Source organism: Salinimicrobium sp. 3283s, assembly GCF_039602225.1.
In the GTDB taxonomy this organism is placed as follows: domain Bacteria; phylum Bacteroidota; class Bacteroidia; order Flavobacteriales; family Flavobacteriaceae; genus Salinimicrobium; species Salinimicrobium profundisediminis.
The window spans coordinates 2682693-2705727 of the sequence record NZ_CP143631.1 but is presented as its reverse complement, the minus strand read 5'-3'; the positions used below and the strand labels follow the sequence as shown (position 1 = coordinate 2705727).

Genomic DNA, 23035 nt, shown 5'->3' with positions numbered 1-23035 from the left:
GTTTGCAACTGCCCCCACGGGAGAGAGCGGGACGGGGTCAATCGTCAGACAAACCCTTTTGCACTTTTAGTGCAAAGGGTTTGTTGACTGATTCACAGCATTTTAAAATTTTCACTTTTAAACGGAGGCCGTTTTGAGGTCATTTTTTCCGCTTTTGAGGTCAAAAAAAGTGATTTTTTTTAGTGTAAAACGCTAAAAATCAGGTTAAAAAGTCGTTTATTAAGCGACTTTTTTGTATCTTTAAGTATGTTTAACAATCAAATCTTTGAGTTATGAAAGACTTAAAAATTGCAGCAAAAAAAGAAGCTGCCAAAGTGGAAAAGGCGCAGGAGAAAAAAACCGCCGAAGTACAAAAAGCATCTACCACGGTAGACGAAATTTTGAACCCTTCCGCAGACGGAAGAATCAAAAAACTGGAAACCCTTAACCGCCTTGCGGAAAAGAAAACCAAAATTGACAGGAAACTGGATGAACTGGTAAACTTCAACGCCAGTAACGACTGCACATTGTCAAGAATGGAGTTTACAGGGGATAGCTCTTACAGGTTTACCATAAGCAACCCTGTAACAATCGGGAAACTTTTGGGGCAGGTAGAGCAGGAACTACGGCAGCTTAAGGAGCAGACCGAAAAAGAAATAATCGATTTTCAAATTTAATTAATCAAAATACCCCTGAAGCTCGCACGCAACAGGGGTATTAATCAAATCTTTGAGCTATGACTAAACAACTCAACACAAGCAAAAGTAATTCTTTAAAGACTAGCGACCAAGTAAAATTAATTCTACAGGAGCAAGGACTTTCAAAGGTTTTTAATTTCAACGAATACCGACTTTTCAGAAAGAGAGCAAAAAGAGCATTTAACAAAGCGCAGGCAGTTGCGCAAATGTTTATCGAGGAATACCAGAACGAAAGCGACCTTTTAGAATACGAATTTTAAAACCTCTCAAAAATGACAAATACACATCCCCTTTTTGATATCGCTGAAGTATCTATCTCCTACAAGTTTGGAAAGTACACAGCCGACCGCAAAAAAATTTCTTCTTCCGCCTGTGTTTTTGAAGTAGGCATGGAAATAGCAAAAGACCACATTGAGCACCACGAATGTTTTTATATTTTGATGCTCAACAACAGTAACAGGATTTTAGGAGTCTCCAAACTTTCACAGGGAGGCATTACCGGCACTTTGGTAGATATGCGCATTATGTTTCAAAATCTCATTAAAGCGAACGCCACCGCTTTTATTATGCTGCACAACCACCCAAGCGGCACCCTGCGCCCTTCGGAAGCTGATAAAAGCCTCACAGCAAAAGCAAAGAAAGCAGCCGAAACACTGGATATAAAATTATTAGACCACGTGATCATTACCTCTGAAAGCTATTTCAGCTTTGCAGATGAAGGAATAATTTAATTGTACGAATTTTCCCTGAATGGTGATTTTGAAATAAAAATCGCCCTTCGGGCGATGGCCTGTAACTTACTTCACCAGTAAGTTTTTTTTATTCATCATTTTTCTTCACCCATTTATGGTTTACATACTCAACCGGGAAAACTTTGGCACCTGGATAAAGCGGTAGCATCTCTTCAGCCTTTTCCTTACTCCCACAAACTATCTGGAGATTTTCACCTCTAAAAATTGCATGATCTTCCATTTATAAAATCATCACTCCCATATCCCCTGGCTTAAGAATTTCCCATTTTGATCAAAGTAAATTTTAGTATAAAAACCGTGATAACCATCAACACCTTCAATATTATTATCCAGTTTGATCCAGGTATTATCTCCCCTCTTTTCAACTTCCGGTTCAACGCCTACAGATCTGTAGAGCTCCAGGAATTTGTCAAGATCAGTCATAGTCTTAATTTGATTCTACCAAATATAATCAATTTACTGCCTACTGAGCACTGAGCACTGCTCACTGATTTTAAACCACTTCCGGCAACACCAGTGCGCCCCCGCCTCTTTTATCTGCAATACGAAGCCAGTCCGGCCGCATGACCAGGTATTTAAAAGCGTCAGAAAAGTTTGTCGAGAACATTGGAAGATTCTTCAGCTGCAGGTTCTTTTCAGAACTCTTGTCTTTCTCAAGCTTACTGGATCCATTCCTGTCCTTGGACATTTTTGTCTTGGTAAGCTCGAGAGAGCTCTTCAAGTGTTTGCATTGGTACTTATCAATCTTCATCATTGGAAGACCCGGATAATACTCTCCAAAAAGCTTTTTTACGAAGGTATATTCAGCTTCCTGGCTAAGCGTTTTTTGGTTACGGGACTTCAGGTTGACCGTCCAGCCAGTAGAAAAACCATCATATTTCTCGATGTGATCTTTGATCTCTGTGGCCCAGTCTCTTTTCACCTGCTGGTATTGGTTCCCCGAGCGATCGTAATACATATCGAGCACTTTCTTTTTATGGCCTTTAAAAAAGTCAAGGAACTGTTTTGCGAGTTCTTTTGAAGATTCCGGGGCCAATGTGTGCAGATCTTTTAAAAGATAGTAATACCTGCCGTTGGGCTGCCCCAAAACCATAGAACACTGGTTCCCGAAATCCACCCCGCACTCCAATGGCTTATTGTGCTGGATGTACCGAAGCCCCTGCGAGCTGCCAATTCCAATTTTATCGGTAAGCTTGTAATTGTCCTGGTAATATTCAATTAACAGTCCGTCATCATAGTAATGGTGCTCACCTAGGTTGATGTAAAATTTTTCGCCGGCACGCAGCTCTGCCTTCAGGGAAAGAATTGCGCTCTTAAATTCTTCGATTCCCAGGGAAACAAGTGCATTTTCAAAATAAACCTTCCGAAGGATCTCTGCATTGGCAAATGTGGAAACGGTAAGGAACATGGTAAGATCCATTCGCGAACGCACCCACAGTTCATACCACATCACGTATTGGTTGGTAAGACTTTTTATCCTGGCTTTGTTCCTCTGCTTCCTGGCTTTGATCAGTTTTATTTTGATCTGGTTGAGCTCCATTCCCGCCTGCAGGGCAGCAAGAACCCGCTCTTTATCCATTTCTTTTTCATAATTCAGGATCCAATCATGTTCGCCATCTCCCACGCGAGGCATGTCACTGGTGATGGTCATGCCCAGGAAATATGGAGAATGACCAAAAGCAGTAAAATCCCCCCTCAGCGCCGGGAATAATTTCTTCAGCTTATCAAAGTTGCAGTTCTTGGCTTCATCCACAAAGATGTGCTGGTAAGAGTTACCTGCAAGGGAGGAAGGCTGCATTAAACTTCCTATGTTGAAAAAATGCCCGGTATATGTAGAAATAGTGTGCTTATACGTCATGGGCGGCTTAAACGGCTGGTCCCACTTCTTAGGCGGCCGCTCATCGGTCACGTAATGCAGCCCTTCTTTCCAGCCTTTCCTTATCCATCCCTCGATCATCGAAGGGGCGATGTTCCTCACGGCATCATCATAAGTGTTAGCCACAAAGGCAGAATAAGCCCTGGGCATTTCCCTAACCACATCCATTGCCCTCTCGGCAACAATATCTGTGGTTTTAGCGGTACCACGCCCGGCCAGGGCAATAAGCACTTTAGGGGAAACCAGGTCTATGGTCTGTTTTGCCCAGCTTCCAAACCTTAGTTCTGTATCTTTTGACTGTTTAAGACTTTCGGGGATCCTCATTCTCTTCCGGGAATATTACATAATGATCTTCCAAACCTGCTTCCTGACAGGCCATCAGTTTTACTTTTTCTGAAACTTCAGGCAGTTTCATAATGAAATCCCGAAGCTCTCTTTTAGGCAGTGGCACCTTGCCCAGGTCTTCCATAGAAAGCGTGTAGATCTTGTACGGCTTATCATAAGCCCCCTCAGGTACCGGCTCAGGATCTGGAAGGTGAAGACCGAGCGCCTGGGCCATCTCGATATACATTTTGTTTACCTTCGATGAATCGGCAACATCTTTTACCAGCTGCTGAGCCAGGGCAATGTTTTTCTCCATGCGCTGCGCCAGGATATTTCTCCAGGCTTCCTTGGAAATATCATTATCGGCATAGAAATATTCCATGGACTGGTTGTAAGCCTTATTTGCCAGGTAGCGGCTAAGGCCTTCCACTTTCATCAAATGGTTTACGATCGCATCTTTGCTGCCGTAACGGTCAATGCGCAGATGCATTGCCCTTATTTTGTCCATGAGATCCAGGTAATCGACTACTTCCTGAGGTGCCCGACTACGGTCGCCATTGTCTATAAAATCATAGATTGCGTCAAGGTCGATGTCCTGAATATTTTTGTATTTCTGCAGTGCTTTTTTCATTCGTCATCATCAAGATTTTCACCGGCAAAAAGGATCTGTTTTTTTAAATTCTCTACGTGAACAGTCTCCCTGTTTTTCTGGTACACCTGCATGGCGGTAAGGTTCCCGGCTTTTGCAGTCTCCAGCGCCTTTTGATTGATCTCCACATCTGCGACCAGCTGGCCACGATCATAGTGATGCCGCACCGGGTGCCGGTGATTGTACCAGGCAGCCATAAAATCTTCTTTCCTTATATCCAGGTATTTTGCAATTTGCTCGGGAGAGTAATTGCATGCGGCCAGATCTTCTATCTGCTCAAATTCCTCTTGGGAAAGTCTTACTTCTTCAGGCATACTTTTTTGATTTTTCAGCAGGGAATTCAGGGAGTTCATGATCATCCGCATCACATCCAAAACCGTGATCGTAACACAGTTCGGTCTCTTTCAAAAAGGCCTTAAACTCTCCATTATGGTACATCGAAAGAACATGATACACCTCGTTGATATTGATGTATAAAGGAAAGGCTTCATTTTTATGGCAGTCCTGAATAGTCTCGTAATTCTGTGCCCTGGTCTCCAGGAACTCATAAACATCCTTAATCGAAATTTTCTTCTCCGGAGACGGCGGCGGATTCCGCATTTTTGGCACCCTAGAAGGTCTATTTGCCAGGGCGTAAAGCCTTACAAGGATATATCCCACGGCAATTAATAAAAAGATTATTACATAAAATTTCATAAATTTTTCCACAGCTCTAATCTTGAAATCGTTTATAGGATTGCCACATTCTGAAGAATGCAACAAATAGAATTACCCCGGGAATCATTGCCAGTTTGTACTCCTGGAGAGTTAGAAGACTAACCAAAACAATTGAGGCACAGACAAGGAAAAGGCAAAACAGGAGTAGTCCTCCTCCTTTTGCGAACTTGAATGCTAGTAAGGCCAGGAGGCCAATGATTGAAACTAAAATGACTGTATGCATAGTTTTAAAATTTACTGCCCACTGATCACTGATCACTGCGAACTGTTTTCAAATAACCGCCCGCAGCAACCTGCCTGGCTTTTTCCGGAGCGAATATGTCCATCCTAAAATCATAGAGTCCCCTGCAGTTTGCAAAGGTGTATTGCTCCATTTGTGCATTATCTGCCCAGTTCCCCGATCCTTCAATTACAAAATATCCGGAGGCGGTCTCGAGAAGGCAGACTTTAGAATGGTTCCAGCCGAATAACACTTTAAGATTTCCATTCGTGGCCGCTACAGCCAATAACACATCAATGGTCATCGGGTTTCGCTTTACCATGGAATCTGAAATCAAAAGAGTTATTTCACCCACAAGGCCCGTGCGCTGCAATTCCATTAATGCTTCTATCACCTTACGGCTAATACTGTACGTGCTGGCAAAAAGCCGGCGCACTGTTACGTATTTACAGACGAAGGGGATAAAAGTGAAAGCATTAAACGAATTGTTTGTTTGCAGGAAGAAAAACTCCTCCTCACTGGGGAGTCGCTTGAGATTTCCCTCCAGCTTATTTACATTCTCAAAATGGGCAAGCAGGAACTTCGATTTGTAATGACGCCCGGGATCTTCCACAGGGGTAGGATCCTTAATAGCCGAAAGATCAAAAAACCTGTTTTTTGCCATTATTTTGAGCGCTTAAAATCAAAATTCCTCTCTATGATTTCTTTTTCCAGTTCATACTGCTCCAGCTTTTGAAGAAATTTTACCTTGGTAGGTCCTTCCGGCATTTTCTTCAGCTTGGCATTATCTCTCGATATGTTAGCTCTTAATGTATTTCTTCGGCGATACGCCTTGAGCTCATCATATGTTTTTACTTCCTGCTCCATTTTTAATTTCCACAGCTTAGGATGTTTTCCTAAAACTTCCCCATTTTCATTGTAGAAGTTCAGCTCATCAAAAATTGCCTGGTTAAGCTGGAAACTTTTCGCAGCTGCTTCGATTTGCGGGAAATCCTTCTGGGTAACTGGCTGCCCGTTTTTTATACGCTCTGTGAGCTCTTCATGAAGTTTCTCGAATTTCCTGTGGGCCGAAAGTTTATCGGCTACCAGGATCTTGAATTCATCGGGGCAGTCTTCTTTGTCCAGGAAAGGGAATTCCTCCCTAAAGGAGGAACTCTTAACTAGCTCTCCAGATACTTTTTTTTTGCATCCAGAATAAAAGCCTTCAGGGTTTCGCTTTTTTGGTCCTTAGGATCCTCATTGATGTAATCTGAAAGCACGGCAGCAAAAGATTTGATGGCATTGTATTTTTCAGCTTCCACATCAAAATCGGCAAGATCCTGCTTCAGGAATTTTTCCTTCTCTGCAGCAGCTTTTTTCTCCTGGTAATATTCATCGCTACCAAAATCCACTGGTGAAGTTGCTTCTAAAGTGTTCTGTGTTGCTTCTGAACTTTCCAATGTTTTCTGGGAAGGAACTTCATTAGTATTTTCAAGGGTTACCGCCTTACTTTCATTACTTGCTTCTGAAGCCTCCTGTGTTGCTTCTGAAGTTTCTTTTACAGGATCCACAGGAGCTTTATCTATATCATTTACAGGAACCAGTACAACAGGCGCTTTTAGATCCTGGTTATCGGCATTTTTTACAAAATGGTCTTTGATAATCGCTGCAGCTACTTTATAGTCAATATCTTCAGGTTTTTCTCCTTCAAATAATTCATGAAAGCACTCTACTATAGCTTTGAGTTCATCTTCGCTACGCTCCTCCAGGTTTTCAGCTACGATGTTTTTTGCGAATTCAGCAATTAACTCCTCCCGCGGTGTAGGAACCGGTTCAATAGCTTGCTTAAAGGCCGCTTTTTTTGCATTTCTTGCCTTCGCCACTTCAAGATCTGTGATGCTGTGAAGTTTCTTGAGCTCGTAAAGAAGGATCTCCAGGCGTTCTTTAGAATAGCCCTGCTCATTTAAAAATCTCACCTGCGAAGCAGAATGATTTTTGGATTTGCGGTAAAGTTCCAGGGCTTTGTTGAACTGCTCCGAACCCGATTTCGGGAGGTTCCCCAGGAATGCTGTGACTTTTTCTTTCATTTTAATAAGTGTTAGTTATTTATGTGATTGTAAATATTGCAATTGCAGTTTATTAAGCGTGTGACAACAAAAAAACCCTGCTTTCCGGGGGCAGGAAAGCAGGGTTTACCAACACATAAATGAAAGACCTAACTTCGGGATCTCTCTATCAAGTAGGTTGTTGCACCGGCCACAAATACCTCGAGGGAAATTGTAGCATTTTGAAGTGCAGTCCAGTTGGTTCCTTCTTTAAGGATCACTTCCACATTCGCAGCTCCTGTGGCAGCACCACCTGAAAGTACTGCAGGCTCATCGCCACCGCCTCCAATGATACTTACTACACTTCCATGAGCAAGGTCAAGGGATGCAACATCAAGCGCAGTTCCAAGTTCGTCTGCAAAAGCAGGAAGCTGGTAGGCCGTACCATTAGCCTCAAGCAATGGAAGGTTGTTATCTGCCACCGCAAAAGGAGCATCAAAGGTCATGGCACCTGTATAGTTGTAAGGTACCTGGTCTGTCCTCATATACTGCTCAAAAACGAAGGTGTGCGTAGTGCCGTCTGAATTATCTGCAAATGTTGGCTTCAGCTTCATTGGCGAACATTTGGTTCCATATACCGTTTTATTATCATCCCTGCAGGTTCCCTGCAAAATGATAAAGCTTTCACCTAAAGCGGCAAGAATGAATTCGCGGATTTCCACGCTGTTACCAGGGTGGCTGGCATCAACTTTTTGCATTACGCCTACTGCATCCTCGTCTCCTTCAGATTCAAAACCTGATCCTATTTTTGAAGGAGTTGAATATAATTTGTGCATTGTGGCACCAGGCTTCGTCACGTAGTTTCCAAGCAGGTTCACGCCGCCGGCATCTGGCGCAGGCCAGGCTAATATGTCACTGGTTTTAATAAGTACCAGATCGGGATCTTTTGGGGTAGGTGCCCCCGCAGATCTTCTCTGCGGTGCGGGCACACTTTTTATTCCTCTCATTTTCTTTTTAGAATTTTAATTAAACTGCAGCTATGGTTCTGCTTACCTCGGTCCATACGCCGTCAATTCTCACCAGCTCGATAAAATCGGCTTTCGTGGCCAGTACTGCATCTGCAGTAACATCAATGTTGTTTGCTACATCTGTAACAGTAAAGCTCACACCGGCAGCATCATTTCCGTAGATCTTGATGGCCTTGTTATCAACCCCGTTGATGATCTCATCAAGCGTGTCGCTGGCAGCACCTACATAGTAGAATTCATTTGAAGACTTGGCATCAATGATTGGATCTGCAAACTGTCCTTCGGCCTGGGCAGAAGAAACTTCAGGCTGGGTAGTTCTCTTCAATTCCTTCAATTTGCCATCTGGCTGCACATAAAGGGTAAGGGTACCTCCGGTTTTCAAATTGAAGTCGGCACCACCGGCAAGAACAATGTTCTCATTATTCTTGATGTTAGTGGCAGCTGCCAGCTTGGTATTACCGGTAATTCTCAATACCTGCCCCTGCTTGGCTCCTTCAATCGCAGCGATGTCTGTTTTGAAATCTTCGTCAATTTTGATGTTGGTGTAGTTCACCTCAAGGATTCCGTTTCCTAGATCGAACCCGGGAACGGTAACAGAAGAATCAAAGATTGGCACATCATTACTCCAAACCACCTGCTTTTCAAAACCTGCAGGTTCACCAGGTAACAATTTTGTTCCTACGAACTGTAGACGGATCCCCAGCCTGTAGTCTGCAAAAATGTTGGTTTCCCTCTTGTCATGAGTAAGGGTGAACCTTGTCTTTTCAGAAGTCTTGTAGTCCATGATCTCCACGTTCTTAGACTGGGTAACAGCCATGAAAGAAGTGTTGGTCATATCCACGATCTCCTGGAAGATGATGTTCGGGAAGTTCACCGGGTGGTTCCTGTTGTAGATAGTTCTTCCTTCATCGTCGCTCAAATGCATTTGGTAAAGGATCCCCGCTTTTTTACGGTACCATCCAAGTTTCTCTGTAGAGATTTGCAGCTCCAGTCCCGGACGCTTTCTGTCAACCTCTGGGATGGACTTGATAAGGGTATCAACATAATCCACAATGTTAGCCTCAGTCACCTCTCCTAAATGGAATGGACGGTATTTTTTCAATACGTCACGGTACATCCAGTACAGATATAAAAGACCGTTTTGGGAGTTTACTGCAGCACCGGCTTTACCAGGTCCATCTGGAGTCTTGGCATAGATCCCATTGATCTGGGCAATTCTATCGTCCAACTTCTGTTGCTTTACAAGCTCTGTAAGAAGGAAGCCGATAAATGACATTTTCCATGGGTGAGATCCATCTTTGTTGTAGATCTGTCCAACCCAGGTAGTTTCTGCCTGCTGAAGTTCGTAACCATCAAAGGTGATATCTATTTTCTTAGGGTAAACACGACCTTCTTCGGCAGCGATCTTAAAGTTGTTCTTAGGAGCCCAACCTTTTTTTCTACCCTGTACGATCTCATCTGGAATGATTCTTCCGGAAGAAGTCCTGTCAAGAACACCAGTTTTTCTAGACCATTGCTTTGGCAGCTCGGCGAAATCATTAAAAAGACTTTCAATAACCTGCGGGTTTTCGCGCACAAAATGATCCATGTCATCCTGAAGCAATGGAATAGCACCAGACTCATTAAAATCTGTGGCTTTCATGCCACCATCTTTTAACCTGGCGTTCCATGGGCGGTTTTCAAAAGCATCCCACTGTTTCCCGGTACCAAAAAGGTGTGTAGCACTGTGCTTCATATCCAAAACATTCTTTTTTACAATGGCGGCAGGGGTATCTCCTTCAGGATCTGCCATCAGTTTTTTGATCATTTCATTCTGCTTCTTTTGAGCAGCTTTTAAAGCGTTAAGGCTTGCATTGATGTCTCCATCTGCAGATTTTTCGCTGCCGTCAAGAAGTTTCTCTTTTTCTTCATTAGAGAGCGAAGTTTCATTTAGCATTGCCTCCACTTCTGCCCTAACCTTCTTAAGCTCGGCTTCACGGGCTTTTAGATCCTGGTTATCGGCATTCTCTTTGGCAACATCTGCCAGCTCTTTGTTTAGCGCGTCAACAACCTGCTGGGCTTTTTCTTCTCCCAGTACTTTCTTTAACTGGGCGTGCTGGTCATCTTTAAAGTTGACCTTACCTTCGGTAACCGGGATCTCCGATATACCCAGGTAACTCATTAAAAATGCGACGGTGGTCGCCATCTTTTTCCACATGGTTTTTGGGGTTTTTAATTAGTATTTAGATTGGGTAAAATTTTTAAGGTCAAGCATAACGTCTATATAAGCCAGTGCATCCTGCAGGCTGCCTATGGCGTCTATCATTCCATATTCCAGGGACTGGTCTGCAGTAAATGTTTTTCCTGTGAGCACGCCCACTTCTTCTTTAAGGTTTGGCCTTCCTGCCCTCACCGCTCCCTGGAATTTTTTGGCAGTGGGTGAAAGGTGCTCCTCTTTGATCATTTCATATTTCCCCTCCAGGGCAAGCCGAAACGCCTCGTTTTTGTGCGGGCTTTCATCGGGATAGATCTCGTGGAACTTGTAGCCTAATTTCTCATATACGGCTTTGGTGTCCTGGAAGGTGCACATCACGCCCACACTTCCAAACCTGGCCGATACATCATTGTCGGCAATGATCCAGTCACATACAGAGACCATTGCCCAGTAGTGCAGGCTCATGGCCGCATCTACCAAACCTATCACCGGCTTTTTCTTCTCTTTGGCAAATTGAAGGAACGGGCCAATTGCAGAGACAGCCCCCCCGGGACCATCAACATGAAAGACAATGCCTTTAATGTTTTCATTCTCATTAGCGAAGCGCATGGCGTTCACGATCTCATCGGCCCCATAAGTACACCAGTCGCCGTATTTCATCACGGCACCCATCATGTACACATGGGCTACAGTTCCTTTTGGAATGCCTTCATAACCGCCCTCTTCATTCCTTGCAACCCTGCGGCCGTTCTTATCTACAAGCGTGAGGATTGCATTGGTATTGACAATCACGCTCCCGTCACTGGCGATCAAAGTCTTATGAACTCCATTATTGCCCAGTACCAGCTCTTCTCCACTAATGATCTTTTGCACTATGGGCGCAAAGCCCGCAATGCTGTGCACATCAATGAGCCACTGCGCTCTGAATAGATCCTGTAAAAGGGCATTAACCTTCATGATTTTTGATTTTGAGCTAAAGTATAGTTGGAGCTGCGTTTAAGGTGTGACAGGTTTTTGACCTTATTAAAATGGAAGCTGTTTTCTAAAGTAGAAAAAGGCACCTACCAGGAGTCCGGCGGCGATCAAACCCCAGATTAGTGCTGGTGAGGTGCCTTTCTTTTCAATATTTCGGCCTTTTTCTTTGGTCACGGTCTCTTTTTCTGAAGTCTTTTTTTCTTCAGTAGACCTACCGGTAACCGTCTTATCATTGATCTGCTCGCTGGAGCTCGAGGAATTGATATTTACCCTGGCATTGCTAAAGTGCAGCGTATCTTTCCCATTGATCACCTGTACAGGTTTCGAATTATCAAATGGCGTAATGATCACCCGGTCATTTTTGGTGATCCTGAGGATGGAAACATCGGCCTCTATCTTTTCCGAAGTCTTAATATCGCGCTGATCGAGTTCAGAAACTTTTTCAATTTTCTTGTGGCTGCTCTTTTTGACCGATTTGCAGGAGGTGCACATAAGACAGCTCAACAGGAAAAAGGCCAGCAGCAATAGCCTGGCGCACCAGCGAACAAAAATATATTTATTCATATCCCAAATTTTATCTGGATGATCAAGGCGGTTATGAGAAAAAGGAATACGCCAAGCGCCAAACCTATAATAATGCAGTAGTGTTTGATTTTGCCCATAACAACCCATGTTTAATTGAAAAAAAGCCTGTCTTTCCAGGCTGTCAATCTTGCCGTAATTTGGGGCGTATGACTCGTATCTGCTTACCCGCACCCCTTTGACTCACGCATTACAGCGGCCTACATTAGCGATAACTAAGGATCAATAATCGGGTAAGCCCTTGTATGTCTTCAAACTCTCTTCATCCAGCCATTGAAATACTTTTCCTGCGCCGGATCTCGCTCGCAGATCTCCACATATCTTCGGAATTGGAGCCCGTTCAAAACCTTGAGCAGGATCCTGTCATCCACTTTTTTATAAGCTGCAATGGAAACCGGGCCAATTTTCCCGTCTACTTTGAGATCTGCAAAATCGCGCTGGTTCCTGTTCATTAAGTTCAATGCTTCCTGAAGGAAGCGTGGGGCAACACCAACGCCCATGTTCACTCCAGTATCGAACAGCTCCAGGGCCAGTTCGTACTTTACAATATTGTCAAGGCCGTTTACCTTCCAGAAATCCCGGTAATAAATCTCCTCTGCCTGCTGCAGTGTGAGGTTCCTGATATCGAGGTGAGGATAGGACCTTTTGGAAATTCCGTATTTGGTCTCTCCCCCACGATCTGTAGGATCATTCACGTAACCGCCTTCTATTCCTATAAGTTCAACAAAGGCTTTTTTGAAATTTGGGGTCATGGCTGCGGGGTTTTTGGTGTGTCTAAAAATTCTTTGAGGTCGCCGGTCTTTTCAAAATCGAAGAGTTTCTTCATGATCCATTCCGGCGGGTACTTTCCTTTGGAGAGGATATGCACGTTCTTGGCGATCTTGCTGAACGGGTACAGTAGAGAAGTCATCTGGAGGGCAGCCCTGAAGCCCGAGGTAACATAGTTGTCACCGCCGTGGCTAATGATCATCTCAAGGCCCAGGTAGATGAGCGTGAGGCTTATGATCATTTCTGAAGTCTTGTTAAGGAAGAGCTTAATGTTGAAATTCCTTTTTTTCCAGTGCATACGGCCACCAAAGACCATGTTGATGATAACCAGGATGCTCACCGCATAAAAGAAGTGTTCATTTTCAAGGTACCAGGCATGCACCGCGCCCAGGATAAAAGCGACAGGCGAAAACGCCAGGAAGGATTTGACAAAGCTCCAGAACCTTTCTGTCCAGGAGAGTTCCCTGTAGCCAAGCAAAATCAAATTGCAGTAGATCTTCAGGGTAAATATTTTTAGGGTATTCATTTGGGGGCGTATTAATTACCCTCCAAACATAGATGTGAAAATCTTGGATTCGTGTGACAGGTTATTTTTCTGAAGATTTGTGTCACCAGGCTGAAGTTCACTAAAAAAATGTAATTCTGTAACCGGCGGGGAAAAACAGGCCTTAGAAGCCGTATTTGTTGGAAGTGAGAAACTACAACCGGTTTGTAACTATGGGAAGACTGTTTTTGTAACTTTTGTAACCCCTTCTTTTGGTTACATTTTTTTTGTAACCTATTTAATAGTTACAAATAAGTTGTAACCTGTAAAGTATAGAGTTTTCAGCCTTTTGCGCTTGTAGTTACAAAGTTACAGTTTTTTACAGGTTGATAAAAGGGAGGGAAAGGAGGGTGAAAATCCTCGTGTGACATACGCCCGCCTGATGTGGTCAACGCGGCCGGAAAGAATTAAAAGGAAGTATCTCAGCTTTGGCCACAAAAAAACCGCCTGGAGGGGCGGATTTTAGGGTTAAAGGTTGGAAGGTTCAATGTTCCAGGAGGCTGTATTGGTTCGATTTCGCTATTTCGTCGAATACTTTAAAAGTGGTTTCTCCGGAGAAGCCTTTCTCGAGCTCTAAGATCATGGTGTTGATTCTGACATATTCAAAAGTCTTCCTAGGAAGAGAGGTGAGGGATTTTAAACCAAAGCTCTTAATCCTTCTTAATCTTACATCTGAGTCTGCTATCGTGCACCAGGGCATTAATGCGATTACGTTAGCGGAGATAGACATCATTTCCAAAAGCATCTTGTAGCCAAATTTCATTCCTTTTTCCTTTTGCCATTCTACTGGAGCATTATCCATGAAAGCAGATTTAGAGCTAAAAGGAGGATTCATTATAACGCAGTCCCAGCTGGATTTCAAATAGCGATCTCTCTCTTTAAAATAATCCTCCGGAAACTCTGGAGAAAATCCTCTACGAAAAAGAGCTTCAACAAGATTTCCAACTCCGGGTGTAGGCTCCAGTATCTGAACACTTCCTTCCGGTACCATAGAGGCCATGTATCGGCACACTTCCTTGGGTGTTTGGTATTGACTATCTAACTGCATCCTGAGTCATTCTAATGATTAATTTTCCATCGGGATCTTCAATGATCACATGATCCTGTGCCTGGATCCTGTCTCTTATATAGGCTGCAGCTTCGAAATTTTCCCTCTTTACGGCTTCCCGCAGCGCACTCTCCAGCCCTGGAATGTTCAGGTTGTCAATAAGGCGCTTCTCGAGACCACTCACTGCAGGAGGATTTTGCATGTGTGCCTGAATAGCATAAGCCATTGCATCTGCCATATGATCTGAAGAATCAGCGGCTTTTTTTGCCAGGTCCTTTGTTTTTTCAAATGCCTCATTCTCATCCAGGATCATAAAAAACAGGCAATCAAACTCCTCACAGCTCAATTCCTCATAGAATTTAAAATAATTGTTACCTGCATCGCCCGTTTTAAAACGCGTCAAAGGATGCCGGTACAAAGTTTCCTGGTATATGATAAAGCACGGCCTGAAACGGCGGCGCAATCCTGGATTGTTTTTAAACGTGCATACATGCTCAAAAACTCCAAAAAACAAAACGGCTTCGGCACTTCCGGTCGATAATACTACGTGTGGCTTTGGTTCCATAACTTTTCAAATCTGCTCCTTCCAGAATTTTTGCACCTGGGAAAATAATTTCTCCATTTGCGTTACTGCAGTGTATTCATCTTCAATAGTTCCAATATTGTCACGGAACAGTAAAAGCATCTGGCCACAGGCGCCGTAAAATGCCCTTTTGGTCTCCAGCCTTTGTATATAAGACATCTTTAATTCATCAAGCCCAACTTTACTAAGGTAGAGCTGGTACTGGTATTCTATATCAAGTTCTTTCATGGTTTGAAAATTTATGTCCATTCAGTTGAAGCGACTATGCAAAACATATCTCCACAAACTGCATCGTAAAGGGAAAATTCTTCCATATCATCCGGATCGTTTTCATTAAATTCGGGGTTACGAAGCATGATTAACTTCGCTTCCTCCTCAGAAATCTCTTCAACCTTCTTGGCTTCTTTAAAATCACCAAATTCGGCTTCATAATTTTCTGAAAGATCCTGCTCATTCTTTGCCTGAGCATACTCTGTTCTATCCTCAAATTCAAGTTTAAATATCATAGGTTTGTTTTTTCAGGTTCAGCATTTTCAGCGCAGGCGCTGCATAAATCCTCAGCTACCCAATGACAGGGTTCGCCGGTGCGATCGATGCACTGCCGGCAGTCATCATCTGTACAGCCGCACTGGTGACATCTGCGCACTTCTTTTTCCGGAAAACTGTCCAACAATTCCTGCGGAATTGGCCCGGCCATGGGAAGGTTCTCAAACTCTTCCTGTGGCCACTCGTCCTCAATCTCCACCTCATTCATTTTCTCCCGGTACCTGGGAGAAGACAACAGGAGCTCCAGTTCGTTAAGCTCTGTGCTGTCACAGGCATTGAGGAATTTCTCCGGAGTAATATCTATTACGGTATGGCTTTGAATTTTAGGCATGGCTAATGGATGTTAAGGTTAGGATCTACGTTACTGCCGCCAATGGCGCCACCGCCGGTATCAATGGAGACCACCAGGTCACAGGGCTGATGGCAGTTAAGGCAAACGGCGTGCTGTGTTGTGCGGCCAACAGAGGTCACGGCGGTACCGCAGCATTTTGAAGTTATTTTTTTCATGATTTTGATTTTAAGTTGATTAAAATTTGAATCCAATCCCGCCAAAACCTGAAGGCTTCAGCATGTTTAAATCGGTTCGCAGCCTGCCCTCCCACCTTAGCAGAAAGAAAAAACTGCCGGTGTGGTACTCAAGCTGTGCCGAGAGGCTGGCAGCGGGGTAAAGCACTTTTTGAAGCCACTCCACATTTCGCTGTATCCAGCCAAGGCCTCCCAGGAGAAGGTAGTTCCATTGCCGGCCATGGTTAAAAACATGCCCGGCCCTCAATTCGAAAGAATAGAAATCTATTGCTTTAAAATTTTCATAGCTTGCCTGCACCTGGAAACCGCGGTTCCTGTATCCAAAATTAAAAATGCCATCATAAGCCCGGTCGTTTACCGTACCTCCAAAAAAGGCATTTTTGACATCTATTTCTGTGGATGCGAAAAAGAAAGCTTCTTTTTCAAACCAGTTCACCTGGGCAGTACAAATGGCAGGGATAAGCAGGAATAAAAAGAGTAGGTTTTTCATGCCTAATATTTCAAGTTTGTCCAGTGAATAATCTTGCCGGTGAAGTCTTTATTGAACCAGGAGAAAAAATCTTCCACAGAATCGAAGCCGTCATTTTTGGCTAGAACTTCTATCTCATTAAAAGAAAGCTCCCTGCCATCTACTAAAACATCATTCATAAATGATATCTCAACCTTCTGAACGCTCACACATTTCACCACCGGTGCAAACTGGAAGCGCTGCTTTGTGCGGTTATTGATCACAAAATGAATATCGCGACCAGCCTTCCACAGGTCCTTGGAATCTTCCCGGATGGTGTGGGCTTTTTTATGATTCCTCGCCCAGCCGTACTCTAATACTCCTTTTTCATAAGCCTGATTGAGATGAGCCTGACAAGGGGCAATAGGACCATCTATAGAAGTAAATCCATAACTAATACACCGCATTATTTTTGCAACAAAATTTGTGGGTTGGCTGGCCATATGTGCAGGCATATGTTTTGGCCATGTGGTTGAAAATGCTAATGTCATATCAATTACTTTCTAAGGTTGGTAATAATTCCCGGCGCTCAAGTTTGCCGGCAGTTTCGCGCATGGCCAGGACAGATTCTTCCATAGGCGCCGAGGAGATGTAGGTTCCAAAACCTTTTCCCGATTTTGGAAAGATCACCACGGTAAACTGATGATCTGGCGGCAGAAGCTTCTTTATCTGCCGTCCAATTTCCCGCATTGAATTTGATGTAGTCATAGTGTTAGATTTGATTATTAATAATTCTAATTGAAACTGTCCCAGGGATCGAGGTCTGGGTCTTCGTCATCGAAACAGCGGGTGGCCACAAAGTACATGGCACCGTAGATCGCGGCCCCAACGCCTACCCCTATCACTATTTCGGTAAATCTTTCGGTCAAAAATGTGATCATTAGTTCTGTTTATATTTCAGGTATTCAATTCTTTTGTTAGACATGTTGGCGATAAAGAACATGTTGAGCGGGGCAACATGTGAGTGCAAATACCTAAAGCGGGTGCAGGCTTCAACAACCTCTTCGCGGCTTTGGCAGGCTCCAATTATTTGTGCGATTTCTAACGGAGTGTAGTTCATGGTTATACTGTTTTTTTAAGTTTCCCGTGCGGTTATTTTTGAAGTTATATAATCACTATCGTTACATAGTTGCTCCTCGTTCTCCTGGATCCATTCAGAAAAATTAGGGTCGTTTTCAGGCACTAAAAGCCATTGGTTTTCCAGATAATATTTTAAGATAAAAGGATCTTCATCGCCCCGAAGTGCGAAAATCCCCAGGATCGTTTTCCCTTCATCTGTAGTAACAGCATAGGTTTGCCCCACTTTTAGCGTTCTGGAATCTACTTTAAGATCTTCGGGAACCGCTATTCTGAATGACACATTTACTTTCATAAAAAAATTTTTGTTGCTCGCGCGTTATACTCATTTTTAAAATCGTGTTTCAACACATCCACACACCTCATTTTCAATGAATTATATTTAAATATGTGTTGATTGTGTTTGAAACTCAAAACAACTTCCAACACAATCCAACACAATCAACACACTTTCAACACCTCTTTTTATACTTAACTTTTTCATTCTTAATTACTTAATAAATGTGTTGATGTGTTGGAAACTCAAAAAGGCAAATCTGTCTGCGCCTTAACATTATTTTTTTCTTTGGGGGTCACAGGGGGTCGCGATGAATTTTCATCGTCATCGTCCTGATTTGCAAAAAGTGAATTTTCATTAAGCTGAAAATCAAGGGCGAACTGGAGCTCTTCCTCTACAGGTATTTTGTGGAGGTCTACCACATATACACTTGTGCTCCTGGAATCTCTTCCCGGTGCCAAACGTTCCCCTTTTTTCTTTTCGATCCAGGATTCATCATTTTGAAGCGCCTCCATCATGACGCTCTTGCCTGGGGCACTCTCTTTATATTGAGAGAACCACTGTCTGGATATCCTGTTATAACAACTGGTGAAATTGAAAAACACTTTGTCTCCAGACACTTTGAAGTCGTGGTAAACCCTAAGCTGATCGGCCATAGTGCCGCGCATGGAAGCAAGCCAGCAATCCCACCAGCGGTTGATAATGCTTGCACTACTCATCTTATTCATTTGCTTGTCTATGGTTTCTTCAAAATGCGCCATCATTTCCTGGTGCGTAAAGGTGAAATTCATTTCATTCTGAAACATTTGGTAAAAGGTGCCCAGCACAGCCAGGTTGGCCACCATCCTACTCACCGCTTCCGGCCTCCTCTGACCGAGCGTGGCTTTAAATTCCCGGAATTTGTATTTGAAATTGTTTTTTACGGCCGACCTGTGCTTCAGGAATTCATCGGTAAAAGCACTAATTCCTTTTTTTGTCATGTCGCTCAGCTTCTCATATTCTTTGATCTCATCATCGCTGAAGGTGGTTTTATCCATAAATTCCCAGATAAACCTGGTAATAAGGGCTTCCTGGTCTGGAGCATAGTTACCGGTCATTAATACTGCAGAGAGAATGGGAATACTTTCGGTTCCCACATGGCTGTCTATATTTCCACGCTTATAGCCACGGCGGTCCCACAATCCTTTTAGGACACCGTCAAGTTTTGGATCACCGTTTTTGTATTCTGAAAGCTGGGAAATTGTATTCATGAACTGGGCAAATTCTCGCACCTGTGCTTTGATAGTGCTTACCCCTCCTTCCAGGTTTATGGCCGTTTGCGGGAATCCAAAAAAACTCTGGCATACATCGGCCAGCTGATCTTTTCCGGAGGAGGCGGGGCCAAATAAAAAGAGCATAGGAAAAAAATTGAGCTCGCTCACCACGATGTCCTGGAACATGCTCGCTACAGAAAATAAAATCCCCATCATCCCATGCTTGCGGTGAACTTTTAAAACCTGGGAAGTATAATTTTCAAAAGTGACAACCGGTTCTATATAAACTACCTTCTTCTGAGCCTCATATTTGTAAATATTTGAACGATAAATGGTATTGGCAGAAGGAATGTAGTAGGAAACGCCATCTTTTTCAAAAACTCCATTTTCATCCAGTTGCACATTTTCTCCAGAAGGAACTGAAATTCTATTGTTCCAAACCCAAAAACCTTCAGGCTGCCATCCCAGAACATCAATCTTTCTTCCGGTTCCCATGCCGTCAAACAAATAAGTCTTTAAAAGTTCGTGCTCGTTGCGACCACCTTTCCATCGGAAATTTCCATGTGCTGTAACTGCATTTTCAAAAGCCTGCGGAGAGTTCATATCTGACGACTGCATATCAAAAATGCGCTCAAGCCCGTGTACATTCTTGATCCGCACCAATTTCATCGGAAATTTTTCATCCTGCATATGCTGAATGATTTCGATGGAAAAATTGGAGACAGATTTAAAAAAATAAGGTGGCCCGTCTTTACCCTGTACCCAAATTTGATTGTTGGCCATGAACAACTGATACTTCTCTATTACAGGCTTTAATTTCTGCAGAGGTTCTTTTACCGTCGGGGGGAGACGGTAAAAATCATCCTCTTCGGGGGAAAGAACTATTTTTTTAGTTGGTTCAGTATTCATCTTCAGGTAAGACTTTACCTGGGTAAGTTTCACGCCGCTTTCTTTTGAAAGCCATTCAGTATATAGCCAACGCATTGCTTCATCTTCAATCCTGGCAATAACTCCAGCCAGTTCTTTTGCTTCCTTGGCCACGTCAACTTCATCTTTGCCTTTGAAGTTTTCCTGCATCAGGAATTTAAAGCCATCATCACGGTAATCGGCATTGGTACCTAGATCTGCCAGCGTGTATTTTTCTACGGAAGGTGCCCAGAACCTCACAAAGTCATCGGGGTCAAGCGTTGGATATAAAAAAACCATTTGCACCCGGAAGCCCTGACGGATAAATTCCGGAATATATTTCAACATGGCTTTTTTGCCGGCCCCGTCGGGATCAAAACAGAAAACAATTTTATCACATAGCTTCTTGAGCATTTTCATTTGTTTTCTGGCAATCGCAGTTCCGCAGGAAGCAATGGTATTAGGGATCCCGTTCTCCTGCCAGGCGATCACATCATTGTACCCTTCAACCAACCAGGCTTCGCCACGCTTAGAGATCTCGTCACGGGCTTTGTCCATCCCGTACCAAAAAAGGTCTTTTTTGTAAAGCTCACTATCGGCCGAGTTCATCCACTTGGCGTACTTTTTATCTTCAGACAACCTCCTTCCGGCAAGCCCCACAGGAAAAAGAACAGTACCTTTACGATCTATAAGAGGGTATATCACCCGGTCATACCACTTATCACCATTCTCACTTATAAGGCCCAGCTCAATGGCATCTGCCTTCCTCCCACTCTGCACGCACAGGTCGTAAATGAATCTTCGGCCTGGAGCGTAACCTATTCGATAGCGGTCAACGATCTCGGGTGTGTACTTTCTCTTCTCAAAAATTTCGACCTTTGCAGGATGACTTGCAGGAAGCTTTTCAAATTCTTCTTCATACTTCCTGATCACAGACTCAAGCAATGGGCGCAGCTCTTCACGCTTTTCTTCTTTTTCCTGGTACTCTTTTGCGAATTGACTGTCGTCGTATTCAATCTCGATTGAATATTTTTTTGCAAGCCACTCTATTGCCTCTATATAGGTCATACTCTTATTAGGCAGGGCTTTTAGAAAAGAAACAGGATTGTTGCCGCCCTTGCCACTAGAAAAGCACTTCCAGATACCTTTAGACGGGGAAACCATAAAGGAACCCGACTTTTCACTCACAAAGGGGCTTAGGCCTTTCCATGTGGAGCCTGATTTCTTCAGCTCCACAAAATCTTTGATTACTTCAACAAGATCTGAAGCTTCAAAAACTTTTTCTACTATTTCGGGTTTGATAAAGGGCATTTATAATTCTTGCTTTTCGGGGGTTAAAGCTTCGGTTTGGATATTTCTCTCCAGGCTTATTATTTGTTCCTGTAGATCCTGAATTTGGGGGAGGATAGGAGCTACCAGGGCGGCAATCTCTTCGGGGGAAAAGAGGCCGTTATCATGGAAGCTCGCTATCTGTGCATTCAGGAAATGTATTTTTGATTTCAGTAATCGTATTTGTACAGACATAGTGCTGGTTCTTTTCTTAGTTGGTGAAAAACTCCTGTGGACCGGGTTCGGAGTTTTTATTTTTCTTACAGTGGCTTTCCCATTTTTTGGCAGTTAACCTTAAAAACCTGCCTTTTATCTACTTTCTCAAAAAGCACCCGGAGCAAAACCATTCGAACTATTTCTTTTTGATAGAGATGCAAACATCTCCCAGTGTTACGTTTACACCTGACTCGAGATGTTTCCAAGCTTCTACCTTCATTCTGGCTGAATTATCGGCGTCACTATTGAAGAAGTCATCAAAGATCTTCTCAGCTTCTTCTTTAGTGATTTTTTCCTCTCCTGAAAGAAAATTGAGATCCTTACCACCAGGGCCGTTAGGAATTTGACTGACGTTTGACTTATAGAAATTCATATCTGTAGTTTTTTTATAATCCCCGCCGTAGGGGGAGACGGGGATTTGGCAACAATTGCCGGGGGCATTAATTATTTTCTTTGGTGAACAAAACCTTGAGACCGGCACCAGATCTTGACAGTACCATATTGAGGTTCCACTTAGCGGTGTGGGCAATGAGCTTCTTGATGCTTTCCTGGTCAAGAGCCTGGTCGGTATTTACTTTGGCCTGCACTACATTACCGGTAGAGTCTGGGTAGATCCTGGCACCAAAGCCGGGTTTGAGGATCTTCTCAAGGTCCATAAGGAACTGTACATCTTTGGCCACGGCTTTGCCGGGAAAGACTGTTGAAGCATGTGTTGTTGTAGTCATATGAATTTGATTTTGAATTAATACTCTTTAAAAAAGGCCCGCCGTAGGGGAACGGGCCAGGTTAGCAACAACGCTTATTAAAAAGCGAGGGTAATTGAAAGAACGTAGTATTTAGCCTGTGGCTAAATGAGGTTGAGATCACGGCTTATAAGGGCCGCTTCCGGTTTTGTTTGTATCCCTAATTTTTGATACAGGTTTTTCTTAGCCAGGTGAAAAGAGCCTAATGGCATGTTCAGCTGGTGGGCGATATATTCATTGGTATCATGGGTGGCGAGTGCCTGCAGGATCTTCACTTCAAAAAAGGAGATCTCCACATTCTTGTACCGGGGGGCTTGGCACAAGATCCCTGCGCCGGGACAAAAATCCCGCGCCTCACATTCATTGTATTCTCCCTGCTGTAACTGGAAATCGGTCACATCTGGAGTAAAATCAAGGCCGCCAAACCTGCAGCTGCCAAACTGTATTCTTTGTTTAAGTTCTGAGTGCGGGTACCACTCATTGAGGATCTTAAAAGTTTCAGGCTCTTTTTCAATGGCCTCTTTTAAGATGATGTGGTGCGAGTAAGGTGCATCCTTAAACTCTTTCACTTTGCCCCCGCTCATCACTTTGAACTTGCCATGGGGCCCGTTAAAAAATTCGATCGAGTTGCAGAGGAGTCCGGGATAGACCCGGAAGCCTGTGGTTGTTGATGTGGTAGTCATAGTCATTAAGA

35 protein-coding genes are annotated in these 23035 nt (G+C 43.5%); 3 read left to right on the top strand and 32 right to left on the bottom strand.

Annotation, left to right across the window (positions count from 1 at the left end; all coding sequences use genetic code 11):
• Positions 1-272 precede the first annotated feature (272 nt).
• Genes VS868_RS11985 through VS868_RS11975 form a run of 3 tightly spaced genes read left to right on the top strand, consistent with a single transcriptional unit; the run spans position 273 to position 1408 of the window.
• Positions 273-656 carry a hypothetical protein gene (locus tag VS868_RS11985; protein ID WP_345597780.1) on the top strand — a complete coding sequence of 128 codons (384 nt, stop codon included), beginning with the start codon at positions 273-275 and terminating at the stop codon, positions 654-656.
• A gap of 59 nt (positions 657-715) precedes the next feature.
• Positions 716-937 carry a hypothetical protein gene (locus VS868_RS11980; RefSeq protein ID WP_345597779.1) on the top strand — a complete coding sequence of 74 codons (222 nt, stop codon included), beginning with the start codon at positions 716-718 and terminating at the stop codon, positions 935-937.
• 12 nt (positions 938-949) lie between these two features.
• Positions 950-1408 carry a JAB domain-containing protein gene (locus VS868_RS11975; protein ID WP_345597777.1) on the top strand — a complete coding sequence of 153 codons (459 nt, stop codon included), beginning with the start codon at positions 950-952 and terminating at the stop codon, positions 1406-1408.
• Between the two features lie 88 nt (positions 1409-1496).
• On the opposite strand, the gene VS868_RS11970 is transcribed toward VS868_RS11975, so the two are convergent.
• The 32 genes from VS868_RS11970 to VS868_RS11815 all read right to left on the bottom strand — a co-directional run bounded on the left by VS868_RS11970 (position 1497) and on the right by VS868_RS11815 (position 23024).
• Entirely contained in the window at positions 1497-1649 is a 153-nt protein-coding gene (locus tag VS868_RS11970) for a hypothetical protein (protein WP_345597775.1), read from the bottom strand.
• An 11-nt stretch (positions 1650-1660) separates the two neighbouring features.
• On the bottom strand, positions 1661-1852 hold the full coding sequence (locus tag VS868_RS11965) for a hypothetical protein (protein ID WP_345597773.1): 192 nt from the start codon (positions 1850-1852) through the stop codon (positions 1661-1663).
• Positions 1853-1922: 70 nt separating this feature from the next.
• The gene (locus VS868_RS11960) at positions 1923-3629 is read right to left on the bottom strand and encodes a hypothetical protein (protein WP_345597771.1); all 1707 of its coding nucleotides are present in this window, start codon (positions 3627-3629) and stop codon (positions 1923-1925) included.
• The gene (locus tag VS868_RS11955) at positions 3607-4260 is read right to left on the bottom strand and encodes a hypothetical protein (RefSeq protein ID WP_345597769.1); all 654 of its coding nucleotides are present in this window, start codon (positions 4258-4260) and stop codon (positions 3607-3609) included. The genes VS868_RS11960 and VS868_RS11955 overlap by 23 nt, the downstream gene beginning before the upstream one ends.
• A complete protein-coding gene (locus tag VS868_RS11950; protein ID WP_345597767.1) occupies positions 4257-4592 on the bottom strand; it encodes a hypothetical protein in 336 nt (111 codons plus the stop codon). The genes VS868_RS11955 and VS868_RS11950 overlap by 4 nt, the downstream gene beginning before the upstream one ends.
• Positions 4585-4974 (bottom strand): hypothetical protein, encoded by a 390-nt coding sequence (locus VS868_RS11945; RefSeq protein ID WP_345597765.1) that lies wholly within the window; start codon positions 4972-4974, stop codon positions 4585-4587. The genes VS868_RS11950 and VS868_RS11945 overlap by 8 nt, the downstream gene beginning before the upstream one ends.
• A 269-nt stretch (positions 4975-5243) precedes the next feature.
• Entirely contained in the window at positions 5244-5879 is a 636-nt protein-coding gene (locus tag VS868_RS11940; RefSeq protein WP_345597763.1) for a hypothetical protein, read from the bottom strand.
• Positions 5879-6082: a hypothetical protein gene (locus VS868_RS11935; RefSeq protein ID WP_345597761.1), complete on the bottom strand. Its 204-nt coding sequence runs from the start codon at positions 6080-6082 to the stop codon at positions 5879-5881. The genes VS868_RS11940 and VS868_RS11935 overlap by 1 nt, the downstream gene beginning before the upstream one ends.
• A 293-nt stretch (positions 6083-6375) precedes the next feature.
• A complete protein-coding gene (locus VS868_RS11930) occupies positions 6376-7281 on the bottom strand; it encodes a hypothetical protein (RefSeq protein WP_345597759.1) in 906 nt (301 codons plus the stop codon).
• A 128-nt stretch (positions 7282-7409) separates the two neighbouring features.
• Complete coding sequence (locus VS868_RS11925) at positions 7410-8246, bottom strand: hypothetical protein (protein WP_345597757.1); 837 nt, start codon at positions 8244-8246, stop codon at positions 7410-7412.
• A 19-nt stretch (positions 8247-8265) separates the two neighbouring features.
• Entirely contained in the window at positions 8266-10452 is a 2187-nt protein-coding gene (locus VS868_RS11920) for a hypothetical protein (protein WP_345597755.1), read from the bottom strand.
• Between the two features lie 30 nt (positions 10453-10482).
• Positions 10483-11418, bottom strand: coding sequence for a S49 family peptidase (locus VS868_RS11915; RefSeq protein ID WP_345597753.1), 936 nt, complete (start codon positions 11416-11418; stop codon positions 10483-10485).
• A gap of 66 nt (positions 11419-11484) precedes the next feature.
• On the bottom strand, positions 11485-12000 hold the full coding sequence (locus tag VS868_RS11910) for a hypothetical protein (protein WP_345597751.1): 516 nt from the start codon (positions 11998-12000) through the stop codon (positions 11485-11487).
• Positions 12001-12269: 269 nt separating this feature from the next.
• A complete protein-coding gene (locus tag VS868_RS11905) occupies positions 12270-12770 on the bottom strand; it encodes a glycosyl hydrolase 108 family protein (RefSeq protein ID WP_345597749.1) in 501 nt (166 codons plus the stop codon).
• Complete coding sequence (locus VS868_RS11900) at positions 12767-13312, bottom strand: hypothetical protein (RefSeq protein ID WP_345597748.1); 546 nt, start codon at positions 13310-13312, stop codon at positions 12767-12769. The genes VS868_RS11905 and VS868_RS11900 overlap by 4 nt, the downstream gene beginning before the upstream one ends.
• Before the next feature lie 502 nt (positions 13313-13814).
• Positions 13815-14330, bottom strand: coding sequence for a hypothetical protein (locus tag VS868_RS11895; protein ID WP_345597746.1), 516 nt, complete (start codon positions 14328-14330; stop codon positions 13815-13817).
• Between the two features lie 34 nt (positions 14331-14364).
• Complete coding sequence (locus VS868_RS11890) at positions 14365-14943, bottom strand: UvrB/UvrC motif-containing protein (RefSeq protein WP_345597744.1); 579 nt, start codon at positions 14941-14943, stop codon at positions 14365-14367.
• Positions 14944-14949: 6 nt separating this feature from the next.
• Complete coding sequence (locus VS868_RS11885; RefSeq protein WP_345597742.1) at positions 14950-15189, bottom strand: hypothetical protein; 240 nt, start codon at positions 15187-15189, stop codon at positions 14950-14952.
• A gap of 11 nt (positions 15190-15200) precedes the next feature.
• Entirely contained in the window at positions 15201-15467 is a 267-nt protein-coding gene (locus VS868_RS11880; protein WP_345597740.1) for a hypothetical protein, read from the bottom strand.
• A complete protein-coding gene (locus VS868_RS11875) occupies positions 15464-15838 on the bottom strand; it encodes a hypothetical protein (protein WP_345597738.1) in 375 nt (124 codons plus the stop codon). The genes VS868_RS11880 and VS868_RS11875 overlap by 4 nt, the downstream gene beginning before the upstream one ends.
• Positions 15839-15840: 2 nt before the next feature.
• Positions 15841-16014: a hypothetical protein gene (locus VS868_RS11870; RefSeq protein WP_345597736.1), complete on the bottom strand. Its 174-nt coding sequence runs from the start codon at positions 16012-16014 to the stop codon at positions 15841-15843.
• Positions 16015-16033: 19 nt separating this feature from the next.
• Positions 16034-16522 carry a hypothetical protein gene (locus tag VS868_RS11865; RefSeq protein ID WP_345597734.1) on the bottom strand — a complete coding sequence of 163 codons (489 nt, stop codon included), beginning with the start codon at positions 16520-16522 and terminating at the stop codon, positions 16034-16036.
• Between the two features lie 2 nt (positions 16523-16524).
• On the bottom strand, positions 16525-17031 hold the full coding sequence (locus tag VS868_RS11860; RefSeq protein ID WP_345597732.1) for a hypothetical protein: 507 nt from the start codon (positions 17029-17031) through the stop codon (positions 16525-16527).
• Position 17032: 1 nt separating this feature from the next.
• The gene (locus tag VS868_RS11855) at positions 17033-17248 is read right to left on the bottom strand and encodes a hypothetical protein (protein ID WP_345597730.1); all 216 of its coding nucleotides are present in this window, start codon (positions 17246-17248) and stop codon (positions 17033-17035) included.
• A 26-nt stretch (positions 17249-17274) separates the two neighbouring features.
• Positions 17275-17421, bottom strand: a complete 147-nt coding sequence (locus tag VS868_RS11850) for a hypothetical protein (RefSeq protein ID WP_345597728.1) — start codon at positions 17419-17421, stop codon at positions 17275-17277.
• Positions 17421-17600 carry a hypothetical protein gene (locus tag VS868_RS11845; RefSeq protein WP_345597726.1) on the bottom strand — a complete coding sequence of 60 codons (180 nt, stop codon included), beginning with the start codon at positions 17598-17600 and terminating at the stop codon, positions 17421-17423. The genes VS868_RS11850 and VS868_RS11845 overlap by 1 nt, the downstream gene beginning before the upstream one ends.
• A gap of 15 nt (positions 17601-17615) precedes the next feature.
• Positions 17616-17912: a hypothetical protein gene (locus tag VS868_RS11840; protein WP_345597724.1), complete on the bottom strand. Its 297-nt coding sequence runs from the start codon at positions 17910-17912 to the stop codon at positions 17616-17618.
• Positions 17913-18139: 227 nt separating this feature from the next.
• Positions 18140-21364: a DNA primase gene (gene dnaG / locus VS868_RS11835; RefSeq protein WP_345597722.1), complete on the bottom strand. Its 3225-nt coding sequence runs from the start codon at positions 21362-21364 to the stop codon at positions 18140-18142.
• Entirely contained in the window at positions 21365-21577 is a 213-nt protein-coding gene (locus VS868_RS11830; protein ID WP_345597720.1) for a hypothetical protein, read from the bottom strand.
• 157 nt (positions 21578-21734) lie between these two features.
• Positions 21735-21971, bottom strand: coding sequence for a hypothetical protein (locus tag VS868_RS11825; RefSeq protein WP_345597718.1), 237 nt, complete (start codon positions 21969-21971; stop codon positions 21735-21737).
• A gap of 67 nt (positions 21972-22038) precedes the next feature.
• Positions 22039-22323 carry a hypothetical protein gene (locus tag VS868_RS11820; RefSeq protein WP_345597716.1) on the bottom strand — a complete coding sequence of 95 codons (285 nt, stop codon included), beginning with the start codon at positions 22321-22323 and terminating at the stop codon, positions 22039-22041.
• A gap of 122 nt (positions 22324-22445) precedes the next feature.
• Complete coding sequence (locus VS868_RS11815) at positions 22446-23024, bottom strand: hypothetical protein (RefSeq protein ID WP_345597714.1); 579 nt, start codon at positions 23022-23024, stop codon at positions 22446-22448.
• Positions 23025-23035: the final 11 nt, after the last annotated feature.

Coding starts and splice junctions, on each gene's coding strand:
- VS868_RS11985 (WP_345597780.1), top strand. CDS start 273: ATGAAAGACTTAAAAATTGCAGCAAAAAAAGAAGCTGCCAAAGTGGAA.
- VS868_RS11980 (WP_345597779.1), top strand. CDS start 716: ATGACTAAACAACTCAACACAAGCAAAAGTAATTCTTTAAAGACTAGC.
- VS868_RS11975 (WP_345597777.1), top strand. CDS start 950: ATGACAAATACACATCCCCTTTTTGATATCGCTGAAGTATCTATCTCC.
- VS868_RS11970 (WP_345597775.1), bottom strand. CDS start 1,649: ATGGAAGATCATGCAATTTTTAGAGGTGAAAATCTCCAGATAGTTTGT.
- VS868_RS11965 (WP_345597773.1), bottom strand. CDS start 1,852: ATGACTGATCTTGACAAATTCCTGGAGCTCTACAGATCTGTAGGCGTT.
- VS868_RS11960 (WP_345597771.1), bottom strand. CDS start 3,629: ATGAGGATCCCCGAAAGTCTTAAACAGTCAAAAGATACAGAACTAAGG.
- VS868_RS11955 (WP_345597769.1), bottom strand. CDS start 4,260: ATGAAAAAAGCACTGCAGAAATACAAAAATATTCAGGACATCGACCTT.
- VS868_RS11950 (WP_345597767.1), bottom strand. CDS start 4,592: ATGCCTGAAGAAGTAAGACTTTCCCAAGAGGAATTTGAGCAGATAGAA.
- VS868_RS11945 (WP_345597765.1), bottom strand. CDS start 4,974: ATGAAATTTTATGTAATAATCTTTTTATTAATTGCCGTGGGATATATC.
- VS868_RS11940 (WP_345597763.1), bottom strand. CDS start 5,879: ATGGCAAAAAACAGGTTTTTTGATCTTTCGGCTATTAAGGATCCTACC.
- VS868_RS11935 (WP_345597761.1), bottom strand. CDS start 6,082: ATGGAGCAGGAAGTAAAAACATATGATGAGCTCAAGGCGTATCGCCGA.
- VS868_RS11930 (WP_345597759.1), bottom strand. CDS start 7,281: ATGAAAGAAAAAGTCACAGCATTCCTGGGGAACCTCCCGAAATCGGGT.
- VS868_RS11925 (WP_345597757.1), bottom strand. CDS start 8,246: ATGAGAGGAATAAAAAGTGTGCCCGCACCGCAGAGAAGATCTGCGGGG.
- VS868_RS11920 (WP_345597755.1), bottom strand. CDS start 10,452: ATGGCGACCACCGTCGCATTTTTAATGAGTTACCTGGGTATATCGGAG.
- VS868_RS11915 (WP_345597753.1), bottom strand. CDS start 11,418: ATGAAGGTTAATGCCCTTTTACAGGATCTATTCAGAGCGCAGTGGCTC.
- VS868_RS11910 (WP_345597751.1), bottom strand. CDS start 12,000: ATGAATAAATATATTTTTGTTCGCTGGTGCGCCAGGCTATTGCTGCTG.
- VS868_RS11905 (WP_345597749.1), bottom strand. CDS start 12,770: ATGACCCCAAATTTCAAAAAAGCCTTTGTTGAACTTATAGGAATAGAA.
- VS868_RS11900 (WP_345597748.1), bottom strand. CDS start 13,312: ATGAATACCCTAAAAATATTTACCCTGAAGATCTACTGCAATTTGATT.
- VS868_RS11895 (WP_345597746.1), bottom strand. CDS start 14,330: ATGGCCTCTATGGTACCGGAAGGAAGTGTTCAGATACTGGAGCCTACA.
- VS868_RS11890 (WP_345597744.1), bottom strand. CDS start 14,943: ATGGAACCAAAGCCACACGTAGTATTATCGACCGGAAGTGCCGAAGCC.
- VS868_RS11885 (WP_345597742.1), bottom strand. CDS start 15,189: ATGAAAGAACTTGATATAGAATACCAGTACCAGCTCTACCTTAGTAAA.
- VS868_RS11880 (WP_345597740.1), bottom strand. CDS start 15,467: ATGATATTTAAACTTGAATTTGAGGATAGAACAGAGTATGCTCAGGCA.
- VS868_RS11875 (WP_345597738.1), bottom strand. CDS start 15,838: ATGCCTAAAATTCAAAGCCATACCGTAATAGATATTACTCCGGAGAAA.
- VS868_RS11870 (WP_345597736.1), bottom strand. CDS start 16,014: ATGAAAAAAATAACTTCAAAATGCTGCGGTACCGCCGTGACCTCTGTT.
- VS868_RS11865 (WP_345597734.1), bottom strand. CDS start 16,522: ATGAAAAACCTACTCTTTTTATTCCTGCTTATCCCTGCCATTTGTACT.
- VS868_RS11860 (WP_345597732.1), bottom strand. CDS start 17,031: ATGACATTAGCATTTTCAACCACATGGCCAAAACATATGCCTGCACAT.
- VS868_RS11855 (WP_345597730.1), bottom strand. CDS start 17,248: ATGACTACATCAAATTCAATGCGGGAAATTGGACGGCAGATAAAGAAG.
- VS868_RS11850 (WP_345597728.1), bottom strand. CDS start 17,421: ATGATCACATTTTTGACCGAAAGATTTACCGAAATAGTGATAGGGGTA.
- VS868_RS11845 (WP_345597726.1), bottom strand. CDS start 17,600: ATGAACTACACTCCGTTAGAAATCGCACAAATAATTGGAGCCTGCCAA.
- VS868_RS11840 (WP_345597724.1), bottom strand. CDS start 17,912: ATGAAAGTAAATGTGTCATTCAGAATAGCGGTTCCCGAAGATCTTAAA.
- dnaG (WP_345597722.1), bottom strand. CDS start 21,364: ATGCCCTTTATCAAACCCGAAATAGTAGAAAAAGTTTTTGAAGCTTCA.
- VS868_RS11830 (WP_345597720.1), bottom strand. CDS start 21,577: ATGTCTGTACAAATACGATTACTGAAATCAAAAATACATTTCCTGAAT.
- VS868_RS11825 (WP_345597718.1), bottom strand. CDS start 21,971: ATGAATTTCTATAAGTCAAACGTCAGTCAAATTCCTAACGGCCCTGGT.
- VS868_RS11820 (WP_345597716.1), bottom strand. CDS start 22,323: ATGACTACAACAACACATGCTTCAACAGTCTTTCCCGGCAAAGCCGTG.
- VS868_RS11815 (WP_345597714.1), bottom strand. CDS start 23,024: ATGACTACCACATCAACAACCACAGGCTTCCGGGTCTATCCCGGACTC.